This window comes from Aeromonas sp. JL9 (assembly GCF_024436075.1).
Classification (GTDB): domain Bacteria; phylum Pseudomonadota; class Gammaproteobacteria; order Enterobacterales; family Aeromonadaceae; genus Aeromonas; species Aeromonas veronii.
The window spans coordinates 1-23,614 of sequence record NZ_JANFNV010000011.1 but is presented as its reverse complement, the minus strand read 5'-3'; the positions used below and the strand labels follow the sequence as shown (position 1 = coordinate 23,614).

Sequence of the window (23,614 nt, the reverse complement as noted above, 5' to 3'; positions counted from 1 at the left end):
GGTGCAATACTAAATGCAAATCATTTTTATTTGCAAGAGTGAATCAGGTATTCTTTCGCATCCGCTTAATTATCCATCACATCGTGACGGGTCTGGTGATAGGCCTCTTCACTCTTGCCCCGCCGCCAGTACGGCACGGCGTAGAGCGACTGGCGATCCACCTCGAGCACAGACCGAAAATGGCGGCGCAGCGGCAGCACCAGCGCCTCTTCCCCACCCAGCCAGAAGAAGCCACCATCGCGCACCAGCGGCAGAGCAATCACATGCTCCAGCAGGCCACTGGACTCGGGCTCGCCGACAAACCAGTGACAGCGCACCCCGACCGGTAGTGTCAACGGCTGAGCATCGGCCTGATCCGGCACCAGAATCGCAATTTCCCCTCTGGCATCGGCAGGCATCACCTCACACATCGCCATGATGGCGGGCAAGGCGGTGAGATCCCCCACCAGGCAGTAGTGATCGGCCGGTTGCAGCATCGGGTTAGGACCACCCGGCCCGGAGAGGATCACCTTCTCTCCCGGCTTGGCATGGGTGGCAAAGGCGCTGGCGGGCCCACCGTCACCGTGCAGCACGAAGTCGATATCAATCTCCTGCTCATCACGGCGAAACGCACGGATGGTGTAGGTGCGGATCACCGGCTTGTCTGCCGGGTCACTCCAGCGCGGGCCGCTCGGGGTCATGGCTGGCAGCACCGGCTCTACCTGATAGGGCTGGGCCAGCATCACCTTGATATGGGCTCCACCGCAGGTAAAGGGATAGTCAGCCAGTTCGCTGCCACCAAAGGTGATGCGACGCAAATGGGGGGTGATCTGGGTAATGGCTTTGACAGCCACCAGACGGGGGCGATTGGGAGGCAGAGATGGGGACACGATGGGGCTCCTCGTTGAGTGTGTCGCCCATGCTACACGCAAATAGGAATCACTATCAAATAAGATTGTTTCTCGTCTAATAGCTACAAACTGGATTCAAACATTCCCAACCACTGGCATACACACCCCAATCCAGAAATAGGCTTTATGCACGCTAGCTCCATGATTGGGCAAAGAAAGCAGCCGGACAACGCCACTGTTACAAAGGGTTCCATTTGCTTATTTCGACCATAGTTTTTCGAGATCAAATTTTATTTCCCAATAAGTTTCCTATCCTTAGTGAAGCAGTTAATGTAAGCACAGGATGCCAAACAGGATTGTATGATGGATGACCAGATCCTGATTATTGATGATGACGATCTCTCCCTCCCCGACGCACAGCAAGCGGGCTGGAAGGTGATGATTGTTGACGATGAGCCTGAAGTGCATCGCATCACCAAAATCACCTTGAACAAATTCGAGTTTGACAATCGCCCCATCGATTTTCTGCATGCCTATTCCGCGGCGCAGGCCAAAGAGTTGCTGGCCACCACCCCGGACGTTGCCCTGTTGCTGCTGGACGTGGTGATGGAGGTCGACCACGCCGGCCTCGATGTCGTCAAATACGTCCGTGAAGATCTGCAAAACAAGATGGTACGCATCGTGTTGCGTACCGGCCAACCCGGCCAGGCGCCGGAAGATGACGTGGTCACCAACTATGACATCAACGACTACAAGGATAAAACCGAGCTCACCTCCCAGAAGCTGCGCACCCTGCTGCGGGCCAGCCTGCGCTCATATCGGGATATCCGCACCCTGGAGAGTAACCGTCAGGGGCTGGAAAAAGTCATCGAAGCCTCCAAGGGGATCTTTGAGAAACGGGCCCTGCGCCAGTTTGTCGAAGGCGCCCAGGAGCAGCTCAGCGCCCTGCTCCATCTGGGGGAAACCCAGATATACGACGTCAAGCAATACGCCTATGAGGTGAAGGATCAAGTATTGGAGCCCCTGCTCCCCGGCCATCCCGCCATGCTCCTCACGGACGCGCCGGAGATCCTGCGCCAGGCCATGAGCAAGCGCAGCAACGTCTATAACGCCACCCAGATGGTGCTCTACTGCCAGAATCCGCGCCACCACCTGCTGTTTCACATCGAGACCACCCGCCAGCTCAGCCAGATCGATACCAGCCTGCTCACGCTCTTTACCGAAAACATCATAGTGGCGCTGGAGAACATCCGTCTGAACGAAGTGATCGCCGACAACCAGCGCGAGATCATCTATCGCATCGGCGAACTGGTCGAAACCCGTTCAAAAGAGTCAGGGCTGCACGTCAAACGAGTCGCGCTTTATACCGAACAGTTCTGCCACCTGATGGGCATGAGCGAAGAGCAGAGCGAGCTGGTGAAACGCGCCTCGCCGCTCCATGACATTGGCAAGGTGGGAATTCCCGATGCCATCTTGCACAAGCCGGGCAAGCTGACACCGGAAGAGTGGGAGATCATGAAAACCCACGCCCAGCTCGGGCAGGATATGCTCTCCGGCAGCGATCTGGCGCTGTTCCAGATTGGTGCCACCATCGCTGGCAATCACCATGAGAAGTGGAATGGCAGTGGCTATCCCCGCGGTTTGAAGGGGGCCGATATTCCGCTGGAGGGGCGAATTGTGGCACTGGCTGACGTGTTCGATGCCCTGGGTTCGGATCGCTGCTACAAGAAAGCGTGGCCGCTGGACAAGGTGCTGGCCCTGATTGAAGAGGAGAAGGGGCAGCATTTCGACCCCCAGCTGGTCGAGCTGATGATGGCCAATCTGGACAAGTTCCTCGAGATCCGCGAGCAGAACAAGGATGTCTATATCGGCGAACACTGATAGCCAGCTTGTTCTGTTTATGAACTCAAAAATACCGCCCTGCTTATCAGGGCGGTTTTTTATATCTGGCATCACGCCACTTCAGAACGAGGGTTACTGCTCTGGCAGATTGAGATCCAGCTTGGCAGCCGGTTGTCCGGCTTGCTGATTCTCGGCCTGCGCAGCGGCCAGAGCACGCTTCAGGGCACGCCGTTTTTGTATCACCACAAACCCGACCCCACCCAATACCGCCAACAGCACACCACCACCCGCCAATGCCCAGATCAGCCAGCCCATTTCCTCCTCTGCCGGAGCTTCATGGGTCGCCTCGGCGCTAGATACAGGAGCTGCGGCCGACACCACCTCTACAGGAGGCGGCGGTGGCGGGAAGACATTGAAGGTTTTCACCGGCAACTCGATTTTCAGCTCACGGCCGAGGCGAGTGGTGCCATAGAGGGTTGCTTTCACCTCATGCTGACCGACCTCCTTGATGTTGGAGAGATCGATATCAAGCTTGGGGTCGCTGGCGGTCTCGCTGAACTCGTAGAGGCCGCCCACATTGCTGGTCACACTCCCCTTGACCACCACGGAGGCGGGATCCAGCTCATCACGGTCGATTAGCAGTGAGAGCTTGGCACCCAGCTCATCCGAAGGCGGCGCCAGGTTATAACTGAACGGATAGGGGTAAAGCAGCACATCCTGATAACGGGCACGGACAAACACCTGATTGCCCGTGCTGAACATGGCGCGGTACTTGCCACCGGGAATATCCTGCAGCGTCACTTCCGCCGTCATGATGCCATCGCCCGGCACTTCGTCGAGCCCCTTGCCATCATCGCGATAGTGGCCAAGTACTTGATCCAGCACGACCTCTTTCTTATCGGCATCGCTGAACGATTGCAGCTTGACGGTCATGCCAAGATCAGAGAGATAGTATTTATCTTTCGGCGGCTGACCATTGATCAGCAACCACGCCTTGAGCTTGACCACCTCCCCCTGATAGAGCTGCATCGGCAGGGCGGCGATATCGAGCCGGATATCGGAGAGAATGCGCACCCGGTTGTCGGGATCCACCTCGCCAATCGCCTGCCAGGGGCCCGGCATGGGATTGCGCAGGGTAATGAGATCATGCTCCGGCAGCGCCAGCCAACCCACATCGGCAGGTTTGACCTTGCCCACGTAAAGCTTGCTGCCATCGGGGCGAACTAGGATCACGGACGGGGTGCCCGGCTTGCGCTTGATGATGAAGGTGATCTCCTTCACGCCGTAATCGATGCGAAAGCGGTTATCCAGCAGCGGAATATCGGAGGGAGCAAATACCTCGGTTGCCGTCGCCCCCAGCGAGAGCAACAACAGCAGACCGGCACACCACTTGCTCATTGCCGCCACAGACAACTTCCTCCCTTCTTCTGTACCAGATCCAGTCTCGCCTCGTGCAGGGCCTGAACCTCGGTGCTGGCACGCACCACCTTGAGGGCGGGTCGGTTGCTCTCTAACCGACGAATACTGGTGTCCTGATTGCTTTCGTTTTCGTTGCTTTCGGTGGCCAGATTGAGTTTGGTCTGGCCGCCGGTCATCAGCAGGTAGACGTCCGCCAGGATCTCCGCATCGAGCAAAGCCCCGTGCAGGGTACGGTGGGAGTTGTCGATACCGTAACGATCGCACAGCACATCCAGGTTGTTGCGCTTGCCGGGGAAGAGATCCCGCGCCATCGCCAGGGTATCTGTGATGGTGCAGATATCCGCCGTTTTGAAGTTGAGTCCGAGCTTGCTGAACTCGTAGTCCATGAAGCTCACGTCAAACGGTGCGTTGTGAGCGATCAGTTCGGCGCCGCGGATGAACTCGAGGAATTCATCGGCAATCTGGCTGAACGACGGTTTGTCACGCAGGAACTCGTCGGTAATACCGTGCACCTGGATCGCTTCCGGGTCGACCAGACGATCAGGCTTGATATAGACGTGATAGTGGTTACCGGTCAGCTTACGGTTGATCACCTCCACACAGCCGATTTCGATAATGCGGTGCCCCAGATAGACAGGGCCACCCGCCGTATTCATACCTGTGGTTTCAGTATCCAGAATGATCTGGCGATTCAGTTGGGGTGTGTTCATGATCCAATCTATGTCAAACTTCGGCTTTACTTACTCGCTAGTTTACCCCAAGCCTCATGTTAAAACAGATTGATTTGTATACGGATGGTTCCTGCCTAGGCAACCCGGGCCCGGGCGGTTATGGCGCCGTCATGGTCTATGGCAAGCACCGCAAAGAGATTTCCGCCGGATTCAAGTTGACCACCAATAACCGGATGGAGCTGATGGCCGCCATCATGGGGCTGCGCACCCTCAACGAACCGTGCAAGGTGCGCCTCACCACCGACAGCCAGTATGTCCGCCAGGGGATCACCCAGTGGATCATCGGTTGGAAGAAGAAAGGGTGGATGACCGCCAACCGCCAACCGGTCAAGAACGTCGATCTCTGGAAGGAGCTGGATGCGGAAGTGGGTCGCCACCAGATTGAGTGGCTCTGGGTGAAGGGTCACTCCGGCCACCCGGAGAACGAACGGTGCGACGAGCTGGCCAGAGAGGCCGCCTGCGGCAAGGATCTGGCCGAAGATACCGGCTACCAGCCCTGACGGGCCATTCCCGGTGTGGCGAGGGACTTTGGCAGTTGCCAGCGCCGCCGCACCGGGATCAGTGGAAAGCGCCGTTTACGGGCCGCAATCACGTATACCGATGCAAATGCCCTGCAATAATCCCGCCCGATACTCTCTCGCCACCAACTGTGCCAACTCTGTTTTCCCATAAACGAATAACCAAAGCGCTCGTCGAACATCACCTCGCATCCCAATAGATGCAACCAGTCCGTCACCCGCCCCGGGGTGAACATCCGTGCCGACCAGGGCATTCTGCGCCGCAAGAACGGCACACAGTGACCGATCCCGACCAGACTCATGGGGTTATAGCCACTGATGATCAGCCAGCCATCGTCGGTCAACACTCTTTCGGCTTCGCGCAACACTTGGTGGGGATCGGCGGAGAAATCGAGGCAATGAGCCAGCAGGCAGGCATCGACGCTGCCGGTCCGCACCGGCAGATCGAGGGGATCGCCATACATGTCGAGCAGCCGCCCGCCGGGGGCGACCCCGATCTGATGACGAATGGAGGAGCGTTTGCAGGAGAGTTCAGCGCTCAGGGCGCCAATTTTCAGCAGATGATACCCAAACAGATTGGGACACCAGTTGTCGAGCCGATCCTGGATCTCGGCCGCCACCCAGTCCCCCATAGGCAACGCAGACCAGCTGGTCGGGATCTCGATTTGTTGTTCGGTACGTGCCACCTGCATAATAGGGCTCAACTCGGGGTTTCGAACGCCATCCTGTTATATAAGATACCCTCCCTAAAGAGAAGCAGACTCATGTATCCAGTGATCACAGTTCCAGCCTTTAATGACAACTACATCTGGTTGATCCGCCACGAAAATCACTGCTTGGTGGTCGATCCGGGCGATGCCGCACCCGTGCTGGAGCGGCTTGAGGCATTGGGGCTGGTGCTCGATGCCATCCTGCTGACCCATCACCATCACGACCATGTCGGGGGCGTCACCGACCTGCTTGCCCACTTCCCCCACGCCCGGCTCTATGGCCCCAAACTTGACCCGATGCCGGATCACCACGGTCAGTGGCTGGAAGATGGCGATCAGATCAACTGGCACGGCCTCGCCCTCGAAGTGATCCATGTGCCCGGGCACACTCGCGGCCACATCGCCTACCACGGCAACGGCATGCTGTTTTGTGGCGATACCCTCTTCTCGGCCGGTTGTGGCCGCCTGTTTGAAGGGACGCCGGAGCAGATGTACCACTCGCTGCAACGACTCGCCGCCCTGCCCGATGAGACACTCATTTATTGTGCCCACGAGTACACCCTCTCCAACCTGCGTTTTGCCTATGCGGTCGAGCCGGACAACCCGGCGATCCGCCGCCAGATCGGGCTGATCAGCAAACTGCGGCAACAAGGACTGCCAAGCCTGCCAACCCGGCTGGGTGACGAACGCACTTTCAACATTTTTCTGCGCTGCGAACAGGATTCAGTGAAATTTTCTGCTGAAAAACATGGGCTAAAATGCGTGGAAAATCCGGTAGATACCTTCACCATCCTGCGTCAGTGGAAGGACGTTTTTTGAACAAACCTTGATCAGGGGGCCATTGCCCCTTATGATGCGAGCTGTTTTTCCTAAAAATGACCGGAACGAGATGAAGGTACGAACGGCCTTATTGGCAGCGCTGTTGCTCAGCGGCTGCCAAAACCTGAGCCATCAGGATGACCGGGCGCTAACGGCAATCGAGCCGATCAAGTCCCCCCAGGTCAAGAAAAAAGCGCATAAAAAACACTCTTCCCATTTCCTGTTTGGCGATGAACAGCTGGACGAAATGGAAGATACGGACAATCTGTGGGTGCGTATCAGTGATGATATGCAACTGGAAACTCCGGATAACCCGCGCATCCGCCAGCAACGTGAGTGGCTGTTGCGCAATGATAAGCATCTGGCGACCATTGCCAGCCGGGCTGAACCCTACCTCTATCTGATGGTAGAGGAGATTGAACGGCGTGAGCTGCCAATGGAGCTTATTACTGTCCCGATGATCGAGAGCATGTTTGATCCCCATGCCCGATCCCGCAGCAATGCCGTCGGTCTGTGGCAGTTTGTGCCAGCGACAGGCAGAAACTTCGGTCTGCGCCACGACAACTGGTATGACGGACGGCGCGATGTGCTGGCCTCCACCAATGCGGCGCTCGACTATCTGGAGTACCTGAACCGCTTCTTTGACGGTGACTGGCTGCAAACGCTGGCCGCCTACAATGCCGGTGAAGGACGGGTGCGCAACGCCATCCAGCGTAATCAGCGCGCAGGCAAGCCGACCGACTACTGGTCGCTCGATCTGCCGCGCGAAACCCGGATGTATGTGCCCAAGATCCTCGCCATGGCTGACATGATCAGTAATGCGGACAAGTACAATATCCAGTTGCCGGTGCTCGCCAACGAGCCGAAGCTGCGAGTGGTGGAGACTGGCAGCCAGATCGATCTGAATGTGGCCGCCCAACTGGCAGGTCTGCGCACCTCACAGCTCAAGGAGGTCAATCCTGCCCTGAGCCGTGGCGTGATGTCGCCCCGTGGCCCTTACCGCCTGCTGGTACCGGTAGAGTATGCCGATACCCTGGAGCTGGCACTGGCCGATCTGCCCAAGAGCGAGCGTATTCGTACCCGCTCCTATCAGGTCACCAGTGGCGATACCCTGTCGCGTATCGCCCAGAATCATGGCGTCAGCGTGAACGAGCTGAAGCTGGCCAACAATCTGCGCAGCAACAACCTGCGTCGCGGTCAGCAACTGGTGATCCCGACCCACGGTCAGGTCAGCAGCAAGGCCAGCTCCGCCAGCAAACCGCAGCAGCTGGCAAGCCGTGGCAGCAGCCAGAAGGCCAAGGTCAGTTACAAGGTGCGCTCGGGTGACAACCTGTGGAGCATCAGCCAGGCGCACGGCGTCTCCCACGAAGAGCTCGCCAAGTGGAATGGTCTGAATGCCAAGTCGGCGCTCAAACCAGGCATGAAGCTGGTGGTCTATCCCAAGCAAGGGAAGAAGAGCGACAAATCGATGGTGTATCAGGTTCGCCGTGGCGACTCCATCTCCTCCATCGCGGCTCGCTTCCAGGTGGCCATCAACGATGTGATGCGCTGGAATCAGCTGGATAAAGGGGATTACCTCAAGCCCGGCCAGGAGCTGACCCTGTTTGTGAAGAACAACAGCTAAGCCTCACCGCTTGAACCCGATAAAAAACGGGGCCAGTCATCTGACTGGCCCCGTTTTTTATTACTGCGGCTAACCGCTGCTGTGTCTGAGCCGCCGACTAAAACAATGGCTTGGCGCCACCTGCGGATGCATCACCGCTCTGCAGGCAAAACTATCACCGCTATTCCCAGAGCCTTGTCGGCACCACCATCAGCACGGTGCGCTGACCGATCGCCACATTGGCATTGGGGAAGACCACCGCCTCACGCGGCTTCTCGACTGTGTAACGCAGCTCACCATCCTCGGCCAGCACGAACCCTTGGGGGAATTCGGTGAAGTTGTCCACATCGCTGGCGAACAGGAAGCGAAAGTCCGCCGATTTTTTGGTGATCACCCGATCGATGGCAAACAGGGTGAAATCGTCCGCCCGCCACGGCTCCAGCGCCACCTCATCCTGAGTGACCAGCTCTTGCAGCGCTTGGCGGGTTTCGATAAAGCGGGTCATGTCGTTCTCGCCAAACGGCCGTACCTTGCCCAACTCCACCGTGAAGGCATGGGCACCATGCTGGCGGGAGCTGTAGTAGCTGAAGGTGGTGGTCGGGCTGGCGGAAAGCAGAATAGTACGCACCCCGCAGGCGCCGAGGAACTGCACCTGCTCGCGGCAGTGAGGCCGCTCGTGAGGAAAGGGGTAGACGGCAAACTTCTCGTGGCGCGAACCGCGAATGGCAGTGTGCAGGTCGTAGTGGTAACGGGGACGAGTCGGATCGGCAAAGAAGCGGCTCACATACTGCTCAAGGCGCATGGCGCGGATCCGCTCCCGATTGCAGAGCCCTTCTCCCTTGCTGTGTGCACCAGAGAAGAGCCGGTTCATGTTCTCCTCCACCTCTCGCAGCCCCAGATTCATCGCAGCCGGATTGCCAAACAGGAACAACACCCGATGACGGGCGATCAGCTCACCTGAGAGCAGACGGCTCAACAGCTGGTTGCAGATCTCGATGGGAGCGGTCTCGTTGCCGTGGATGCCGCAGGAGAGGACGATATCCTTGCGCCCTCCGAGCTGGCCGCCCGCGCCACTGGCAGGCTCCAGACAGAGCACGCCGGTATCCCAGACGCTGACCCGCGCACCATCGGGCAGGGCAAATTCAAAGGGCTCAAGCTGCCACTCATGGCTGCGGGTCAAGGTCAAAAAATCGTGCTGGGGAATCATCCGTCTCACCCTCTTGCGCTGGAATACTATGGCCGGATTATACGCAAGGCATCGCGGCTTAAAATCGTTTTTTAAACAAATTCAAACATTAACGATACAAGTGTGATAACAATCGAACGACGACAGCAATGGCAGTAGCAATGTGGAATAAAGAGGAGAGGAAAAAGGACCAACAAATAACAGGGGGAAAACGGGGGATATAAAACAGACAATGACAGACTTGGCGGCCGTGCGCCACAGGGGCAGAACAGCAAACGACTCAGCAGAAAAACAAGGCATCCATGCCCGGTAGATCAACCACGCCAGAACGGCTTGGTGGTCTCTTGATAACGGTCAGCTTCGTTCAGGCCGATGTCTTTGAGCAGGTACTCGGGCAGCTCGGAGAGCTGGCGACGGCTGCGGCTGCGCTCCAGCCAGGTCAGAACGGTCATTTTAACGCGAGCAACCAGATTCAATTGGCTGGAATGCTGGTAACCGGTTTCGGTATAAGTCATGTTGGCCATGATGTGGCTCCTCTAAATATTTGTTTACGCACTGGGCTTTATTTGATGCGCAAAGCTTAGTCAGGGAGCAGGGCCGACTCAATTGACGAATTTTGATACGTTACATTAGTAAATCTAATGTCTAAAAACGGCAGGATTTAATTTTAATCCTTTGATTTTAAACAAATAATTATTTTTACGGTTGGCCAGCAGAGTCGCACAGCATATTGTGCTGCATGGCACCCATCTATATATGCATTTTACTGCTTTACATATGCAGGGATGGACAGGGTGTGAACAGCTGGCAACAGCGGAGTTACACGTGATTGTTAATTTAGTGATCTTGTGGCGATCTTTATTTAACACACTGAAACATAAATAAAACCATCACCACATCCCCATTCAGAGGCGCACATTGCCCCCTCCTCAAAGTGCCTCTTGGCACTCCAACCGCATGCTGGTATGTTTATTTATACAGTAGTTTTGCTACCCGCAGCGATGTCATACCTGATGTCGTCAACAGCGGGTCAGACCACAGGATCATCGATGGATACCTTTACCCCGACCGCCGCCCTGCGTCAACAGATGGCCGCCATTGAAGCCTCTCTCAACCAGCTGGCCGATCTGCTTGGCCAGCTCGATCTGCAGGAGGCCCATGTCTATCCCCTCCCCCCGGTGCCACAGGGGGAAGAGCACGACCCGATCGAGCAAATTGAGGTGGGCTATCTCAACGGTGAAGCCGCGCTGGCGGCCACCCTCGCAGCCTATCGGGATCACAGCGCCCGTCCCGGCTGCTCCACCAAGGCGACTCATCGGCTGCCCGGCTGGTTGCGCTTTCCTGCCGCCGCAGCCCCCTTGCTGCAACCGCTGATCGACCAAATCAACCAGCACAAGCTCGATTTCAAGGCGCTGGTGCAGCAGGCGGGGGGACGTGACGAGAAGTTCGAGCTGGTACATACCGCCCTGCCCGGGGTGATCACCCTGCAGGTCTACCGCAAACTGACCCTGTTGGCGGGGGAGCTGCAATCCCTCGGCTTTACCTGGGCTGACAAGCAGACCATCAATCGCCTCAGTCGCGAGCAGGTGCTTGAGATGCTGGAGCGCAGCCGCCGCTACATACCGGCCCTCTCCAACAACGAGGAGTGGAGCAAGATGGTGGATCAGGAGGTGTACGACATTCGCCGTCTGCCCGCCGATGCCGAGCTGCGGATCCGCCGCCCGGTCAAGACCCACCCGATGATCAACCTGCTCTGGCTGGAGCGCACCCCGCGCAAGCAGCAGATCAAGGCGAGCCTGCCCCTGCTGCTCTGCTCGGATACCCCGCCTGCAGTCACCCATCTGAGCAACTATCCCCCCAAGAGCCGGCAGGCGCGGCGAGATCGCAAGATTGGCGGCGAGCCCATCATCGAGCGGCTGCACCTCTATCTCTATCAGGGGTGACTGGATCAGGAATAGCTGGGCCGCCTTGCCGCGATAAACGATGTATCCCGCATCAGCACCCCAAATAAGAAAGGGGAGAACATCCTGGATGTTCTCCCCTTGTCTGTATCGATAGGTGGTGTGGAAGGCGGCGTCGCCAATCAGCCCATCAGCAGGGCACGCAGGCTCTCCACATCCAGCCCGCGCACCTCGGACTGGCCGCTCAGCAACCCATCGGCCAGCGCCCGCTTCTCGTCGTGCAGGGCGACAATCTTCTCCTCCACCGTCTGCTCGCACACCAGCCGGTACACGGTCACCGGCTGGGTCTGGCCCATCCGGTGCGCCCGATCGCTCGCCTGATCTTCCACCGCCGGGTTCCACCAGGGATCGAGGTGCAGCACGGTATCGGCCTGGGTGAGGTTGAGGCCGGTCCCCCCTGCCTTGAGGCTGATGAGGAACAGCGGCACCTCCTCATGACGAAAACGCAGGATGGAGTCCTGACGGGACTTGGCGGAGCAGCCCCCATCCAAATAGCAGTAATCCCAGGACTTCTGCTCGATGCGGGCCCGCAGCAGGCTCAGCAGATCGACAAACTGGCTGAACACCAGCACCCGATGACCACCGTCGATCGCCTCTTCCAGCAGGGCCATCGCCTCGTCCAGCTTGCTGCTAGTTTGCGACCACTCGGGCATCACCAGCTCCGGTGAGCAGCATAGACGGCGCAGCCGGGTCAGGCCACTCAGCACATGCATCAGGGCGCGACCATCGGCGCTTTGCACCTGCTGCACCACTTCCCGCCGGGTCGCCTCGTAGAGCTGGCGCTCTTCGGGGGAGAGGCTGATGTGGTGGATGATCTCGGTCTTGTCCGGCAGCTCGGTCAGCACCTGCTGCTTGAGACGGCGCAGGATGAAGGGGCTGATCACCGCCCGCAGCAGCGCCATGTGCTGGGGATCCTTGACCGCCTTGCCAAAGCGACGCTTGAACTCGCCAAGGCTGCCGAGCAGCCCCGGGTTGATAAAGGTGAAGAGGCTCCACAGCTCCCCCAGATGGTTCTCGATGGGGGTGCCGGAGAGGGCGAGGCGAAAATCGCCGTCGAGCTGGAACAACAGCTTGGCACGCTGGGTACCGGCGTTTTTGATCTGCTGGGCCTCATCAAGCACCATGGAGGACCAGCGGCGGGACTTGAGCGCCTCCGCCAGGCTGCCAAGCATGCCGTAGTTGATGAGGATCACCTGACCGGCCTTGGCCTCGCGAATGATCCCCTCCCGCTCGGCCGGGTTCTCGAACACCACCACATCCAGCTCGGGGGCGAAACGGGTCACCTCCTCCTGCCAGTTGGTGACCACTGACTTGGGCACCACCACCAGCGCAGGGCCAAGGTGCTGGCGCATCCGCAGCACGATAAGCGCCTGCAGTGTCTTGCCCAAACCCATGTCATCGGCCAGACAGGCACCAAAACCGTGATGGGCCAGGGTCGCCATCCAGCGCACCCCCTCCTTCTGATAGTCCCGCAGGGAGGTAAGCAGCTCGTCCGGGCAATCGACCTCCTGCTGCCACTCCTGCTGCAGGGATTGCCACGCTGCATCCCCTTCGGTGGTAATGACCGAGAGCAGACGAGTGAGCGGATAGGCCAGCTTGTTGTTGATGCGCTGCTCTTCATCGAGCATGGCCCCCAGCATGGTGAGCCGCTCCACCAGCTTGTCGCTCAGCATCAGGCTGGTCTTCTCATCGAGCTGAACGGTGCGCTGGCCCGGGGTCATCTGGCGCAAAATAAGGCGCAGGTCGAGGATCTGGTGCTCATCAAGGGCCAGTGCCCCTTCGACCTGGAACCAGTCCTGCCGCCGCTCGATGCGCAGGCTCAGAGCCGCTTCATCGAGGCTCTTGAGGCGAGCGCTGTCCTGATGCCAGTGAATGACCACACCGGCATCCACCAGCTCGGGCAGGGCATTGACCAGCGCCAGCGCCTGTTCCCCCTGCAGCAGCCACTCGCTGCCGGGCAGGCCGATGGGCAATTGATTGCGCAGCAACTGGGCCTGCCCCTTCTCGGCCCCGAGATCCCGCTGCCAGTAGTGATACGCCTTGATCCCCTGCCGCACGATCGACTCCCCCTTGCCAAGGGGCTGGGGCGGCAGATCCTCAAATCGGGTCACCAGCTTGACCGACAGCTGACCATCCTGCCAATCCAGTTGCACCGAAGGAATGCCCGGCCAGGGAGCCAGTTCGGCGTTGCCGCTAAGCCCCGCAACCTGACTGTGCCAGGGCAGCTCGGGAATGGCGTCCAGGGTGCGTTGCAGCTCGGCCAGCCCCTCGGCGGGCAGCAGCGGGATGGATTCGAGCGCAGGCAAGCGGTCGAGCAGCGGCTGCGGGGTGAGGATCAGCTGCCACAGATCCTGCGCCAGCGGCATGATATGGGCCCCGCGAGCGGCCGCATCGGGGCAGAGCTGCGCACTCATCCCCTGTTCGGTGGCCACCACCTGCAGCAGGGGGGCGCTGATGGCCAGTTGCAGCTTCTGCCCCTTGGCGTTGAACAAGCGGGGGTGATCGGCCAGCGGCGCCCAGACATCCCGCGGCAGCCGTCCTATCACCCGTGGCAGGGTGCGAACCAGTGCCCAGTCATGCTCATCGAGCATGGCGGCATATTGGGTAGAGAGCAGGGCCGGATCGACCCGGCGACCGGCGGTCCACTCCCCCTTGGTGCTCAGTTTCTGGATCTTGCACTCCAGCTCGGGCCCCTCGGCATGGAGCAGCCACACCAACCGCTCCTGCGGCTTGCGCACGCCACTGGAGCGTCCCAGCCCCTGCAGCCAGTTGAGCCAGCTGGCAGAGGCCGCGGTTTTATCCTCATCCCCGTCATCATCCTGCTCATCACTGCTCTCTTGCGCACTCTCCTCACTGCCGCGCAGTTGGCACAGGGGCGCCCCTTTGGCCGCCTCGCCCAACAAGATGCGCAGCAGATCCTGACAAAATGCCATCAGGCGATGATGGGGCTCGGCATCGAGCAGGTGGGAGAGGTCCCACTTGTGCAACATGGCCACCTGCGGGCTCTGGGCACCGTGACGGGCCAGCGCGCAGAGATCGAGCCAGAGATAGCCCCAGTGGAGCTCCTCCACAGGCAACTGCAGGGTATCGAACAGGCCGACCGCCTGACCGTGGCGATCGCCCGCCCACTGGCTGAGCAGATCGGCAAGCAGGGGAAACTGACCGATCAGGCTGCGCTGCCACTTCTTGCGCTGTTCGCTGGCGATGACGGGATCGGCCTGCTGCAACCAGCCAAGCCAGAGCAGGGCGCTGAATGAACGGGGCCACTGGCCCGCTTCACCCTCATCGGTTTCCTGCCACTGGCCCAGCGCGGTGAGCAGCCGCTCGCCAAGCGGGCCGCTCTGGCTCTGCTGGGCCAGCGCCTGCAGGGCTAGCCAGCCGGGGGCGGCATCCTTGTCCTCGCCGGTTGGCGATGTGCTCTCGCCATCCCCGCAGAGCCAGCGCCACTCCGCCTCGAACGCTTTGGCCCGGGCCTGCACCTCGGGAGCGCAGCGCACCAGCGCATTGGCCAGCGGCCAGCGCTCTTCATAGGGGGCATCGAGCAAGAGTTGCAGCGAGAAGTGCTCCAGCAACATTTGCTGCCAGGCGGGGCTGGAGCCCGCCAGCAACTGGTGAGCGCCCGGGGTATCGAGCAGGGTCAGCAGATCGCTGGCCGAGAAATAGGTCGGGATCTCCCCCGCCTTGCCGCGGCAGAGCTCGCGCACCACCGCGTGGGTGAGATCCTGCCCGGTCAATGAGGGCACCCGGCTCCAGTCCGGCTCCGGGCAGAGACCGGCACGCACCCCCAGGATCAGCGCCAGCGTCCCCTCGGCGGTCAGGCTCCACTGCTGCTCCCCGCGCAATCTGACCAGCCCCGCATCCTGCAGTCGGGTCAGTTTATCGATCAGGGCATGGCCCATCGCCAGTTGATCTTGCAGCAAACGGGTACTGGCAACGCGCTGCAATTGCAGGGTGGCGAGCAGGGCATAACTATCCGAAGAGAGGGTGGACGCAGACATCAAGACTCACGGGCAAGTGCAAAAGCGGAATTTTAACGGTAAAGCGCCAGCGGCTCGACCCTTTACCGTGAAATAACTCAAAAAAAAACGGCCATCCATGATGACCGTCGAAAGTAACGAAGGAAATAGCCGGATCATCCGGTTACCTCCCACAGCGGGAAAATCGGGAGCGCTAGCCCCTAATTCGTGGAGCCAATGCTAGAGGTTGGCGCCCGAAAAAGCTTTGAAGCGGATCACAGTTGAAAAGGATTTCTGAAAACGGTTTCAATTTTTGACAGCAAAAAACCATGATTTCGCGCCAAATGAACCATGTCCCAATCCCTCCTGCTCACCCGGCACAAGCGGCGAAAACCCTTATGGCAGTCGCTTGTCGAACGCCCCTGTGCTGGCAGCTGTATAGCTTCACTATAACCTGCCGCCCGCAGGCTAAATTTCAGGGCAACCGGGCATGGCTGAGATGGGCCAGGAGAGCACGAATCGGCTCCCTCCCCGTCCGGTAGATTGGCAAACTGCGCTGCCGCCGTGGGCCTCTGCAATCGCCTTGACCACGGCGAGTCCGAGTCCGCTACCGCCGCTCTTGCGCGAGCGTGACGGATCTCCGCGACGAAACGCATCGAAGATACAGGCGGCGATCTCCTCGCTGATGCCTGGCCCCTCATCTTCCACACTCAGGACGCACACACTCTCCGAGCGATACAGCCGCACGGTCAGCAGGCCCGGCAGCGCGTGCTTCTGGGCATTTTCCAACAGCGCCATCAGAGCCTGACGGATGCGAAACAGATCGCAGCAGACATGAAGTTCGCTATCGAGCTCCCGCTGCAACACAAATCCGCTCGCCGCCAGAGAGCTGGCAAATGCCTCAAGCACCACGGCAAGCTCGTCGGCCAGCCTGACCTCGGTCCGCTGCAACTCCAGATGGCCGCTGTCGTTGAGGCTCAATACCCGCAAATCCTCGATCAGGTGATTGAGCCCCTCCACCTGACGCAGCAACCCCTCGAAGAGTTCGCTGCTGGGAGGAAATACCCCTTCGGCCAGCCCCTGCAAGCGGCCACGCAAAATGGTCACCGGAGTGCGCAATTCGTGGGCGATGGCGGCATTCCAGAACTCCCGCTCGCGGGTCATGCTCTGCAGCCGCTCGGCCATGGTGTTGAAGTCGCGCACCAGTTGCGCCGTCTCCCCGATCGCCTGCTCATCCTCCGGCACGCGGGCATCGAGTTTGCCCTCGGCCACCTCGCGCAGGCTGGTTGCCACCGAGTTGAGGGGAGTCAGGATGCGGCGAGAGAGGCGCACCGCCACGTACAGCGCCATCCCCAATGCGATGAGAATGGTGGAGCCGATCCAGATCATCTCGACTCTGGAGGGCACCCAGGTCTCGGAGATGCTGCCCGGCACAAACGCCACGGCTATGCCATAAAACACATAGGTGCCGATCACCGCGAGGGAGATGATACCAAGCGTCATCAAGCCCAGAGAACGGATGATCTGCCTGCGAAGGCCGGGCGCCGATTTCATGCATCGCCCCCGAAGCGATAGCCAACGCCCCAGACACTGGCGGGGACCCCCTGAATGCCGTGTGTCTCCAGTTTTTTGCGCAACTTGCTGATGTGGCTATCCACCGTACGCTCCTGGGTATCCCCCTCCGGCAAGCAGTGAGTCAGCAGTTCGGCGCGACTGAACGCCCGTTTCGGCGCCCGCATCAAAGAGGCGAGCAACTTGAACTCGGTCAGGGTCAGCTCCAGCACCTGCTGCTGGTCATCGCGGAAAATGCTGGCCTCGTGGCTCTCCAGATCGATCTGAAACTGGCCGACCCGCAACACGTTCGCCGTGGCAGGCTTTACGGCCCGGGTGCGCCTGAGCACGGCCTGCACTCGCGCCACCACTTCGGCCGGATTGAAGGGTTTGACCACATAGTCATCCGCCCCCATGCGCAGCCCCATCAACTTGTCGAGATCCTGATCGAGGGCGGTCAGCATGATCACCGGCGTATCGCCACGCGCCCGGATCTCGCTGAGTACCTGCCAGCCATCCAGCTGCGGCATCTGCACATCCAGCAGCAGGAGATCGGGTTTGAATGCCTGATGCATGGCCAGTGCTTCACGGCCATCGGCGGCGTGCAGGGAGCGCAAGCCATGACGTTGCAGGTAAGCGGCGAGGATGTCGGCGATCTCGGCTTCATCCTCTGCAATCAGTACCAGTGACTGGCCCGCCGAGCTGGCGGAAGCATTGAGATGGGACATGGTCGGACTCGAAAAAAGGTGGCGTTGAACTTTATCATCGCCTCCATGGATTCTCCACAAAGCCTCGAATCATTCGCAATAGCCCCTCGCCATAATAGCCGCTCGATGCACTCTTCGGTCACATCACACCGGAGAGACGGTTTAACGAGGTGAGTGGATGATGTTTGTCAAACAGCGGTATGCGGGCGCCCTGCTCGCCGTCATTGCCGCATTCGGGTTGGCGGGTTGCGATGTCGCGCCGCAAGAGCAGGAGGCACCCGCCCTTCCTCAAGTGTCGGTGCTGACATTGACTGGTCGGGAGCTTGTCATCAGCGAGGATCTGCCCGCCCGGGTGGCGGCACTGCGCAGCGCCGACATTCGCGCCCAGATCAGCGGTATCGTGCAGCGCCGCCTGTTCGAGCAGGGCGCCGAGATCAGCGCAGGCACAGTGCTGTTCCAGATAAACCCGGCCCCCTTCAAGGCTGATGTCGACAGCGCCGCCGCCGCATTGCAACGGGCCGAGGCCGTGCTGGCCCGCGCCCGCATCCAGATTGACCGCCTGAAGCCGCTGCTGCGCACCGACGCCATCAGCCGCCAGACCTATGACGATGCGATCTCCCAGCGGGATCAGGCGGCCGCCGATGTAGCCCAGGCCAGGGCGACTCTGGCCCGGCACCAGCTGAACCTGCAATTTGCCAGCGTGGAGGCCCCCATCGCCGGACGCATCGATCAGGCGCTGGTGAGTGAAGGGGCCCTGGTGTCTCCCACCGATGCCACACCCATGGCCCGGATCCAGCAGATTGATCAGGTCTACGTCGATGTGCGCCAACCGGCCTCGGTGCTGGAATCCCTGCGCCAACAGGCTGGCTCAACGGCACCGGAACTGGCGGTGGAGATCCTCGGCAGCAATGGCACACCGCTGGGGATGCAGGGGCACATCCTCTTCTCCGGCATAGAGGTCGATGCCGGGACCGGCGACGTGCTGCTGCGGGTGCTGGTGGACAATCCCGAGCGGCGGCTGTTGCCCGGCCTCTATGTGCAGGCGCGCATCCCCCGTGCCCGCTATGCCAACGCCCTGACCGTGCCCCAGCAGGCGGTAGTGCGCACATCGGGTCAGACCAGCGTGTGGGTGGTGGATGGCCAGGGGCAGGCACAGCTGGTTCCGGTCAATACCGCTGAACTGGTGAATAGCCAGTACCGCATCGCGTCCGGGCTCAGTGCCGGGCAACAGGTGGTGATCGAAGGGATCGACCGTCTGACCCTGGGGGTTCAGGTCACAGCGTCCCCCTGGCAACCACCCGCTGTCAGCCAACCGGCTGACAGTGGCATTCGCTGAATCGGAGAGTTATCCATGCCGCAGTTTTTTATCCATCGCCCGGTGTTTGCCTGGGTGATCGCCCTGTTCATCGTACTGGCAGGGGTCATCGCCATCCCCAAGCTCCCCATCTCCCGCTATCCCTCGGTGGCGCCGGTGTCGGTGACCCTCTATGCCACCTATCCGGGCGCCACACCGCAGACCCTGAATGATGCGGTGGTGAGCCTTATCGAGCGCGAGCTGTCGGGAGTGAAGAACCTGCTCTACTTCGAGTCCTCTGTGGACGCCTCGGGCAGCGCGCAGATCACTGCCACCTTCAAGCCGGGCACCGATCCGGAGCTTGCCCAGATGGACGTGCAAAACCGCATCAAGGCGGTCGAACCTCGCTTGCCACAAGCGGTGCGGCAAACCGGCCTGCAGGTAGAGTCCGCCTCATCCGGCTTTCTGATGATGGTCGGCATGACCTCACCGGATGGCCGCTTCGATGAGGTTGCCCTCAACGACTACATGGCACGCAATATTGTGCAGGAGCTGCGCCGCATCGACGGGGTAGGACGAGTGCAGCTGTTCGGCGCCGAGCAGGCCATGCGCATCTGGGTAGATCCGGCCAAACTCGCCGCCTACGGGCTGACTATCAGCGAGGTGGCACAGGCCATCGAGCAGCAGAATATCCAGATTGCACCGGGACGCCTCGGTGATGAACCCGCCCTGCCGGGGCAACGCCTGACGGTTCCCCTCACGGTTCAAGGCCAACTGACGACCCCCGAGGCATTCGCCGCCATCGTGCTGCGAGCCGGTGGTGATGGCGCCAAGCTGGTGCTGGGTGATGTCGCCCGGGTCGAGCTGGGGGCGCAATCCTACGCCTTTTCCAACCGGGAGAACGGGGTGGCCGCCACCAGCGCCGCCATCCAGCTCTCCCCCGGCGCCAACGCCGTGCGTACCGCCGATGCGGTGCGCACCCGTCTCGCCCAGCTCGCTCCCACCCTGCCAGCGGGCATGGCCTATTCGATCCCCTTTGACTCGGCCCCTTTCGTCAAGGTCTCCATCGAAAAGGTGATCCATACCTTGCTGGAAGCCATGGTGCTGGTGTTTCTGGTGATGTTTCTCTTCCTGCAAAACCTGCGCTACACCCTGATCCCGGCCATCGTCGCCCCCATCGCTCTGCTTGGCACCTTCGCGGTGATGCTGCTGGCCGGTTTTTCGATCAACTCCCTCACCATGTTCGGCATGGTGCTGGCCATCGGCATCATAGTCGACGACGCCATCGTGGTGGTGGAGAACGTCGAGCGCCTGATGGCCAGCCGGGGGCTCTCGCCCCGGGAGGCGACGTCGCAGGCCATGAAAGAGATCACCGGGGCGGTGATCGGCATCACCCTGGTGCTCACGGCGGTGTTCCTCCCCATGGCGTTTGGCAGCGGCTCGGTGGGGGTCATCTACCAGCAGTTCACCCTGTCGATGGCGGTGTCGATCCTCATTTCGGCCTTCCTCGCCCTGACCCTGACGCCTGCGCTCTGCGCCACCTTGCTGCGTCCGGTCAGTCCGGATCATCATGAGAAGCACGGCTTCTTCGGTGCCTTCAACCGGGGTTTCGAGCGGTTCACGGCAGGCTACGGTGCGTGGGTAACCCGGCTGGTCGGGCGCAGCGGACGGATGATGGCAACCTTTGCCGCCCTCTGCACCGTGCTGGCCCTCGCCGCCGCCCAGCTGCCCTCCTCTTTTCTGCCGGACGAGGACCAGGGTTACTTCATGACCTCCATCCAGCTACCGACCGGCGCCACCAGCGAGCGTACTCTTGAGGTGGTCAAGGCCTTCGAGGCTCACGTCGCCTCTCGCGAGGCGCTGGACACCAACCTGGTGGTGCAGGGCTTCAGCTTCTCCGGCGCAGGCCCCAATGCCGCCATGGCCTTCACCATGCTCAAAGATTGGGATCAGCGTCATGGCGCCACGGCAGCCGAAGAGGCAGATCTGGCACAAGCGGCTATGGCAAATATTCCTGAAGGCACGGTAATGAGCCTGCTGCCGCCCGCCATCGACGAGCTGGGTACCGCCTCCGGCTTCACCCTTTTCCTGCAAGACAGAGCCAACCGGGGGGAAGCCGCGCTGCTGGCCGCCCAGGCACAACTGCTGGAACTGGCCGCCAAAAGCCAGGTAGTCAGTGATGTGTATCCCGACAATCTGCCTCCCGGCCAGAGCATTCACCTCGAGATCAACCGACAGAAGGCCGAAGCCATGGGACTCTCGTTCGCCAGCGTGAGCAGTACCCTGTCGGCCGCAATGGGGTCGCTCTACGTCAACGACTTCCCCAACGGCGGACACATGCAGCAGGTCATTCTGCAGGCCGACGCGTCGGCGCGCATGCAGCTCGATGATGTGCTCGGCCTGCGGGTGCGCAATGCCAGCGGCGGCATGGTCCCCCTGCGGGAGGTGGTGACACCGGAATGGCGCGAATCGCCGCAACAGATGATGCGCTTCGATGGCTTCCCTGCCGTGCGTATTGTCGGGGGGGCCGCGCCCGGCATCTCCAGCGGAGCGGCGATGGCGGAGATTGAGCGTCTGGTGGCGCAATTGCCGCCAGGCTTCACATTGGCCTGGACGGGACAGTCGTTGCAAGAGCGCCAGTCGGCCGAGCAGGCCCCCCTGCTGATGCTATTGTCGGCGCTGGTGGTCTTCCTGGTTCTGGCAGCACTCTATGAAAGCTGGTCGATCCCGCTCTCGGTGATGCTGGTGGTGCCGCTGGGCCTGCTCGGTGCTGTCGCGGCCGTGATGCTGCGCGGTATGCCCAACGACGTCTTCTTTAAAGTAGGCATGATCACCATCATCGGTCTGTCGGCCAAGAACGCCATCCTCATCGTGGAGTTTGCACGCCAGTTGCACTGCGAAGGGCGCTCACTGCTTGATGCGGCTGTTACTGCTGCCCGCCTGCGCCTGCGCCCCATTCTGATGACGTCGCTGGCCTTCACCCTCGGGGTGGTGCCCTTGATGCTCGCCAGTGGCGCCAGCGCGGAGACCCAGCACGCCATCGGCACCGGCGTGTTTGGCGGCATGATCAGCGGCACCCTGCTGGCCATCTTCTTCGTACCGGTCTTTTTTGTCTTCATCATCGGGGCGCAGCAGCGCCTGCACTCCTGGCAGGCACGGCGAGCATCCAACAGCATTAACCCGGCTCGATGACCACAGATACACAGGCGGCCGGATAGTCCCTCAGCACATCACCAAAAGAAAAAGCCCAACCTGCTAAACAGGTCGGGCTTGGTATGTGGCGGAGAGACAGACCGCCTGAATCAAATCCAGAAAAATCCAACAACCCCCAAAAACTTCACTTTAAATCATATAGTTACATCAACACTCATCCAACAACGTCCAATTTGAAGTGACGCCACCCAGCACTAAATGGCACGATGGATGGCATAGTCCATGGCATGCCACATTCTCAAGGAATCTTCCCAATGGCACTTATTACCGATACTAAAGCACGTAATCTCAAGCCAGATGACAAAGCGATTGCACATGGTGGCGTGACTGGCCTTGCACTTCATCCGTCAACGACGAAAGGTCGTGGCAACTGGGTGCTTCGCTATGTCAGCCCAGTAACCGGTAAACGCAGAAATACAGGACTTGGCTCGTACCCCGAGATATCCATAGCCGATGCCACCAAGCAAGGACAGAAGATGCGAGAGCAGCTTGCCAATGGCCTTGACCCACTCGAACTAAAACGTGCTGAAGAGAGTAAACCCTCTATCCCAACTTTCGAGGCAGCTGCTCGAGAAGTTCATTCCAAACTGCTACCTGGATGGAAAAATCCCAAACACGGCAAACAATGGATCTCGACACTCGAGCAGTACGCATTTCCCATGATTGGCCAGTACTCAATCTCTGCCATCACTCCTGCACAGATCGCTGAGGTCTTAATGCCTATCTGGTTGGAGATCCCTGAAACTGCCAGCCGTGTGAAACAACGGTTGCATGCGGTCATGGCTTGGGCCTGGGCGCATGGTCACTGCCAAGCAAACCCGGTCGATGTGGTAAATCACTTGCACCCACTACAACCCAGTAAAGCCATTCGTACCGAGCATCAACCTGCCATGCCTTGGCGTGACATTCCAGCCTTTGTTCAGCAACATCTGAGGACAACACAACGTTACGATGTAACTCGCTTAATGCTGGAGTTCTTGATCCTGACGGCTTGCCGTGCCGTCTGGCAACGGCACATGGCTTTCGTTCCAGCTTTCGGGACTGGTGCAGCGAGCAAGGCTATGCGAGGGATCTCGCTGAACGAGCGTTAGCCCACACAGTGAAAAACAAGGTAGAAGCTGCATACCACCGCACAGACTTGCTAGACCAGCGTCGGCCCATGATGGATGCGTGGGCTGAGTTTGTTGCTGATGATTTTGTAGTGGTCTAATCATCCCGGACACCATTTTAGGTGGTACAGTCGCCACCATGACCTGAGGTGTTCAATGACAAGA

General features: G+C 59.9%; 17 protein-coding genes. 8 read left to right on the top strand and 9 right to left on the bottom strand.

The window, feature by feature from the left end:
- Positions 1-65 precede the first annotated feature (65 nt).
- Entirely contained in the window at positions 66-869 is an 804-nt protein-coding gene (locus tag NOM06_RS10310) for a siderophore-interacting protein (protein WP_255911485.1), read from the bottom strand.
- A gap of 324 nt (positions 870-1,193) precedes the next feature.
- On the opposite strand from NOM06_RS10310, the gene NOM06_RS10305 reads away from it, so the two are divergent.
- Entirely contained in the window at positions 1,194-2,711 is a 1,518-nt protein-coding gene (locus tag NOM06_RS10305) for an HD domain-containing phosphohydrolase (RefSeq protein ID WP_005361714.1), read from the top strand.
- Between the two features lie 93 nt (positions 2,712-2,804).
- On the opposite strand, the gene NOM06_RS10300 is transcribed toward NOM06_RS10305, so the two are convergent.
- Together NOM06_RS10300 and dnaQ are read right to left on the bottom strand one after the other, a co-directional pair.
- Complete coding sequence (locus NOM06_RS10300) at positions 2,805-4,070, bottom strand: TIGR03503 family protein (RefSeq protein ID WP_255911587.1); 1,266 nt, start codon at positions 4,068-4,070, stop codon at positions 2,805-2,807.
- A complete protein-coding gene (gene dnaQ / locus NOM06_RS10295) occupies positions 4,067-4,801 on the bottom strand; it encodes a DNA polymerase III subunit epsilon (protein ID WP_064336501.1) in 735 nt (244 codons plus the stop codon). Before dnaQ ends, NOM06_RS10300 begins: the two co-directional genes overlap by 4 nt.
- Before the next feature lie 56 nt (positions 4,802-4,857).
- Here dnaQ and rnhA point away from each other — a divergent pair, with 56 nt between their 5' ends.
- A complete protein-coding gene (gene rnhA / locus NOM06_RS10290; protein ID WP_255911483.1) occupies positions 4,858-5,322 on the top strand; it encodes a ribonuclease HI in 465 nt (154 codons plus the stop codon).
- Here rnhA and NOM06_RS10285 read toward each other — a convergent pair.
- Positions 5,310-6,032: a methyltransferase domain-containing protein gene (locus NOM06_RS10285; RefSeq protein WP_005361718.1), complete on the bottom strand. Its 723-nt coding sequence runs from the start codon at positions 6,030-6,032 to the stop codon at positions 5,310-5,312. The genes rnhA and NOM06_RS10285 overlap by 13 nt on opposite strands.
- A 72-nt stretch (positions 6,033-6,104) precedes the next feature.
- Here NOM06_RS10285 and gloB point away from each other — a divergent pair, with 72 nt between their 5' ends.
- Both gloB and NOM06_RS10275 read left to right on the top strand, forming a co-directional pair.
- Positions 6,105-6,869 carry a hydroxyacylglutathione hydrolase gene (gloB, locus tag NOM06_RS10280; protein ID WP_005337817.1) on the top strand — a complete coding sequence of 255 codons (765 nt, stop codon included), beginning with the start codon at positions 6,105-6,107 and terminating at the stop codon, positions 6,867-6,869.
- A gap of 70 nt (positions 6,870-6,939) precedes the next feature.
- Positions 6,940-8,493 (top strand): LysM peptidoglycan-binding domain-containing protein, encoded by a 1,554-nt coding sequence (locus NOM06_RS10275; RefSeq protein ID WP_005361719.1) that lies wholly within the window; start codon positions 6,940-6,942, stop codon positions 8,491-8,493.
- Between the two features lie 160 nt (positions 8,494-8,653).
- Here NOM06_RS10275 and astE read toward each other — a convergent pair whose 3' ends face one another.
- Positions 8,654-9,679 carry a succinylglutamate desuccinylase gene (gene astE, locus NOM06_RS10270; RefSeq protein WP_255911481.1) on the bottom strand — a complete coding sequence of 342 codons (1,026 nt, stop codon included), beginning with the start codon at positions 9,677-9,679 and terminating at the stop codon, positions 8,654-8,656.
- A 293-nt stretch (positions 9,680-9,972) separates the two neighbouring features.
- On the bottom strand, positions 9,973-10,182 hold the full coding sequence (locus NOM06_RS10265) for a DUF1127 domain-containing protein (RefSeq protein WP_005337823.1): 210 nt from the start codon (positions 10,180-10,182) through the stop codon (positions 9,973-9,975).
- Between the two features lie 525 nt (positions 10,183-10,707).
- Here NOM06_RS10265 and NOM06_RS10260 point away from each other — a divergent pair.
- Entirely contained in the window at positions 10,708-11,601 is an 894-nt protein-coding gene (locus tag NOM06_RS10260; RefSeq protein WP_255911479.1) for a DNA replication terminus site-binding protein, read from the top strand.
- Between the two features lie 140 nt (positions 11,602-11,741).
- Here NOM06_RS10260 and NOM06_RS10255 read toward each other — a convergent pair whose 3' ends face one another.
- The 3 genes from NOM06_RS10255 to NOM06_RS10245 form a co-directional block, all read right to left on the bottom strand.
- On the bottom strand, positions 11,742-15,617 hold the full coding sequence (locus NOM06_RS10255) for a DEAD/DEAH box helicase (protein ID WP_255911477.1): 3,876 nt from the start codon (positions 15,615-15,617) through the stop codon (positions 11,742-11,744).
- A 426-nt stretch (positions 15,618-16,043) separates the two neighbouring features.
- Positions 16,044-17,129: an ATP-binding protein gene (locus NOM06_RS10250; protein WP_255911475.1), complete on the bottom strand. Its 1,086-nt coding sequence runs from the start codon at positions 17,127-17,129 to the stop codon at positions 16,044-16,046.
- The gene (locus NOM06_RS10245; protein ID WP_255911473.1) at positions 17,126-17,854 is read right to left on the bottom strand and encodes a response regulator; all 729 of its coding nucleotides are present in this window, start codon (positions 17,852-17,854) and stop codon (positions 17,126-17,128) included. Before NOM06_RS10245 ends, NOM06_RS10250 begins: the two co-directional genes overlap by 4 nt.
- A 157-nt stretch (positions 17,855-18,011) precedes the next feature.
- Between NOM06_RS10245 and NOM06_RS10240 the strand changes: the two genes are divergently transcribed.
- The 3 genes from NOM06_RS10240 (at position 18,012) to NOM06_RS10230 (ending at position 23,431) form a co-directional block, all read left to right on the top strand.
- A complete protein-coding gene (locus tag NOM06_RS10240; RefSeq protein ID WP_255911471.1) occupies positions 18,012-19,169 on the top strand; it encodes an efflux RND transporter periplasmic adaptor subunit in 1,158 nt (385 codons plus the stop codon).
- A gap of 15 nt (positions 19,170-19,184) precedes the next feature.
- Complete coding sequence (locus tag NOM06_RS10235) at positions 19,185-22,319, top strand: multidrug efflux RND transporter permease subunit (RefSeq protein ID WP_255911469.1); 3,135 nt, start codon at positions 19,185-19,187, stop codon at positions 22,317-22,319.
- Positions 22,320-22,594: 275 nt separating this feature from the next.
- Positions 22,595-23,431 carry an integrase arm-type DNA-binding domain-containing protein gene (locus tag NOM06_RS10230; protein ID WP_255911467.1) on the top strand — a complete coding sequence of 279 codons (837 nt, stop codon included), beginning with the start codon at positions 22,595-22,597 and terminating at the stop codon, positions 23,429-23,431.
- Positions 23,432-23,614 lie beyond the last annotated feature (183 nt).

What these genes read in the sequence shown, in the direction of transcription:
- NOM06_RS10305 (WP_005361714.1), top strand. Translation starts at nt 1,194, where the DNA reads ATGGATGACCAGATCCTGATTATTGATGATGACGATCTCTCCCTCCCC.
- NOM06_RS10265 (WP_005337823.1), bottom strand. Translation starts at nt 10,182, where the DNA reads ATGGCCAACATGACTTATACCGAAACCGGTTACCAGCATTCCAGCCAA.
- NOM06_RS10240 (WP_255911471.1), top strand. Translation starts at nt 18,012, where the DNA reads ATGATGTTTGTCAAACAGCGGTATGCGGGCGCCCTGCTCGCCGTCATT.
- NOM06_RS10260 (WP_255911479.1), top strand. Translation starts at nt 10,708, where the DNA reads ATGGATACCTTTACCCCGACCGCCGCCCTGCGTCAACAGATGGCCGCC.
- astE (WP_255911481.1), bottom strand. Translation starts at nt 9,679, where the DNA reads ATGATTCCCCAGCACGATTTTTTGACCTTGACCCGCAGCCATGAGTGG.
- NOM06_RS10300 (WP_255911587.1), bottom strand. Translation starts at nt 4,070, where the DNA reads ATGAGCAAGTGGTGTGCCGGTCTGCTGTTGTTGCTCTCGCTGGGGGCG.
- NOM06_RS10275 (WP_005361719.1), top strand. Translation starts at nt 6,940, where the DNA reads ATGAAGGTACGAACGGCCTTATTGGCAGCGCTGTTGCTCAGCGGCTGC.
- NOM06_RS10230 (WP_255911467.1), top strand. Translation starts at nt 22,595, where the DNA reads ATGGCACTTATTACCGATACTAAAGCACGTAATCTCAAGCCAGATGAC.
- NOM06_RS10255 (WP_255911477.1), bottom strand. Translation starts at nt 15,617, where the DNA reads ATGTCTGCGTCCACCCTCTCTTCGGATAGTTATGCCCTGCTCGCCACC.
- NOM06_RS10245 (WP_255911473.1), bottom strand. Translation starts at nt 17,854, where the DNA reads ATGTCCCATCTCAATGCTTCCGCCAGCTCGGCGGGCCAGTCACTGGTA.
- NOM06_RS10250 (WP_255911475.1), bottom strand. Translation starts at nt 17,129, where the DNA reads ATGAAATCGGCGCCCGGCCTTCGCAGGCAGATCATCCGTTCTCTGGGC.
- gloB (WP_005337817.1), top strand. Translation starts at nt 6,105, where the DNA reads ATGTATCCAGTGATCACAGTTCCAGCCTTTAATGACAACTACATCTGG.
- NOM06_RS10285 (WP_005361718.1), bottom strand. Translation starts at nt 6,032, where the DNA reads ATGCAGGTGGCACGTACCGAACAACAAATCGAGATCCCGACCAGCTGG.
- rnhA (WP_255911483.1), top strand. Translation starts at nt 4,858, where the DNA reads ATGTTAAAACAGATTGATTTGTATACGGATGGTTCCTGCCTAGGCAAC.
- NOM06_RS10235 (WP_255911469.1), top strand. Translation starts at nt 19,185, where the DNA reads ATGCCGCAGTTTTTTATCCATCGCCCGGTGTTTGCCTGGGTGATCGCC.
- dnaQ (WP_064336501.1), bottom strand. Translation starts at nt 4,801, where the DNA reads ATGAACACACCCCAACTGAATCGCCAGATCATTCTGGATACTGAAACC.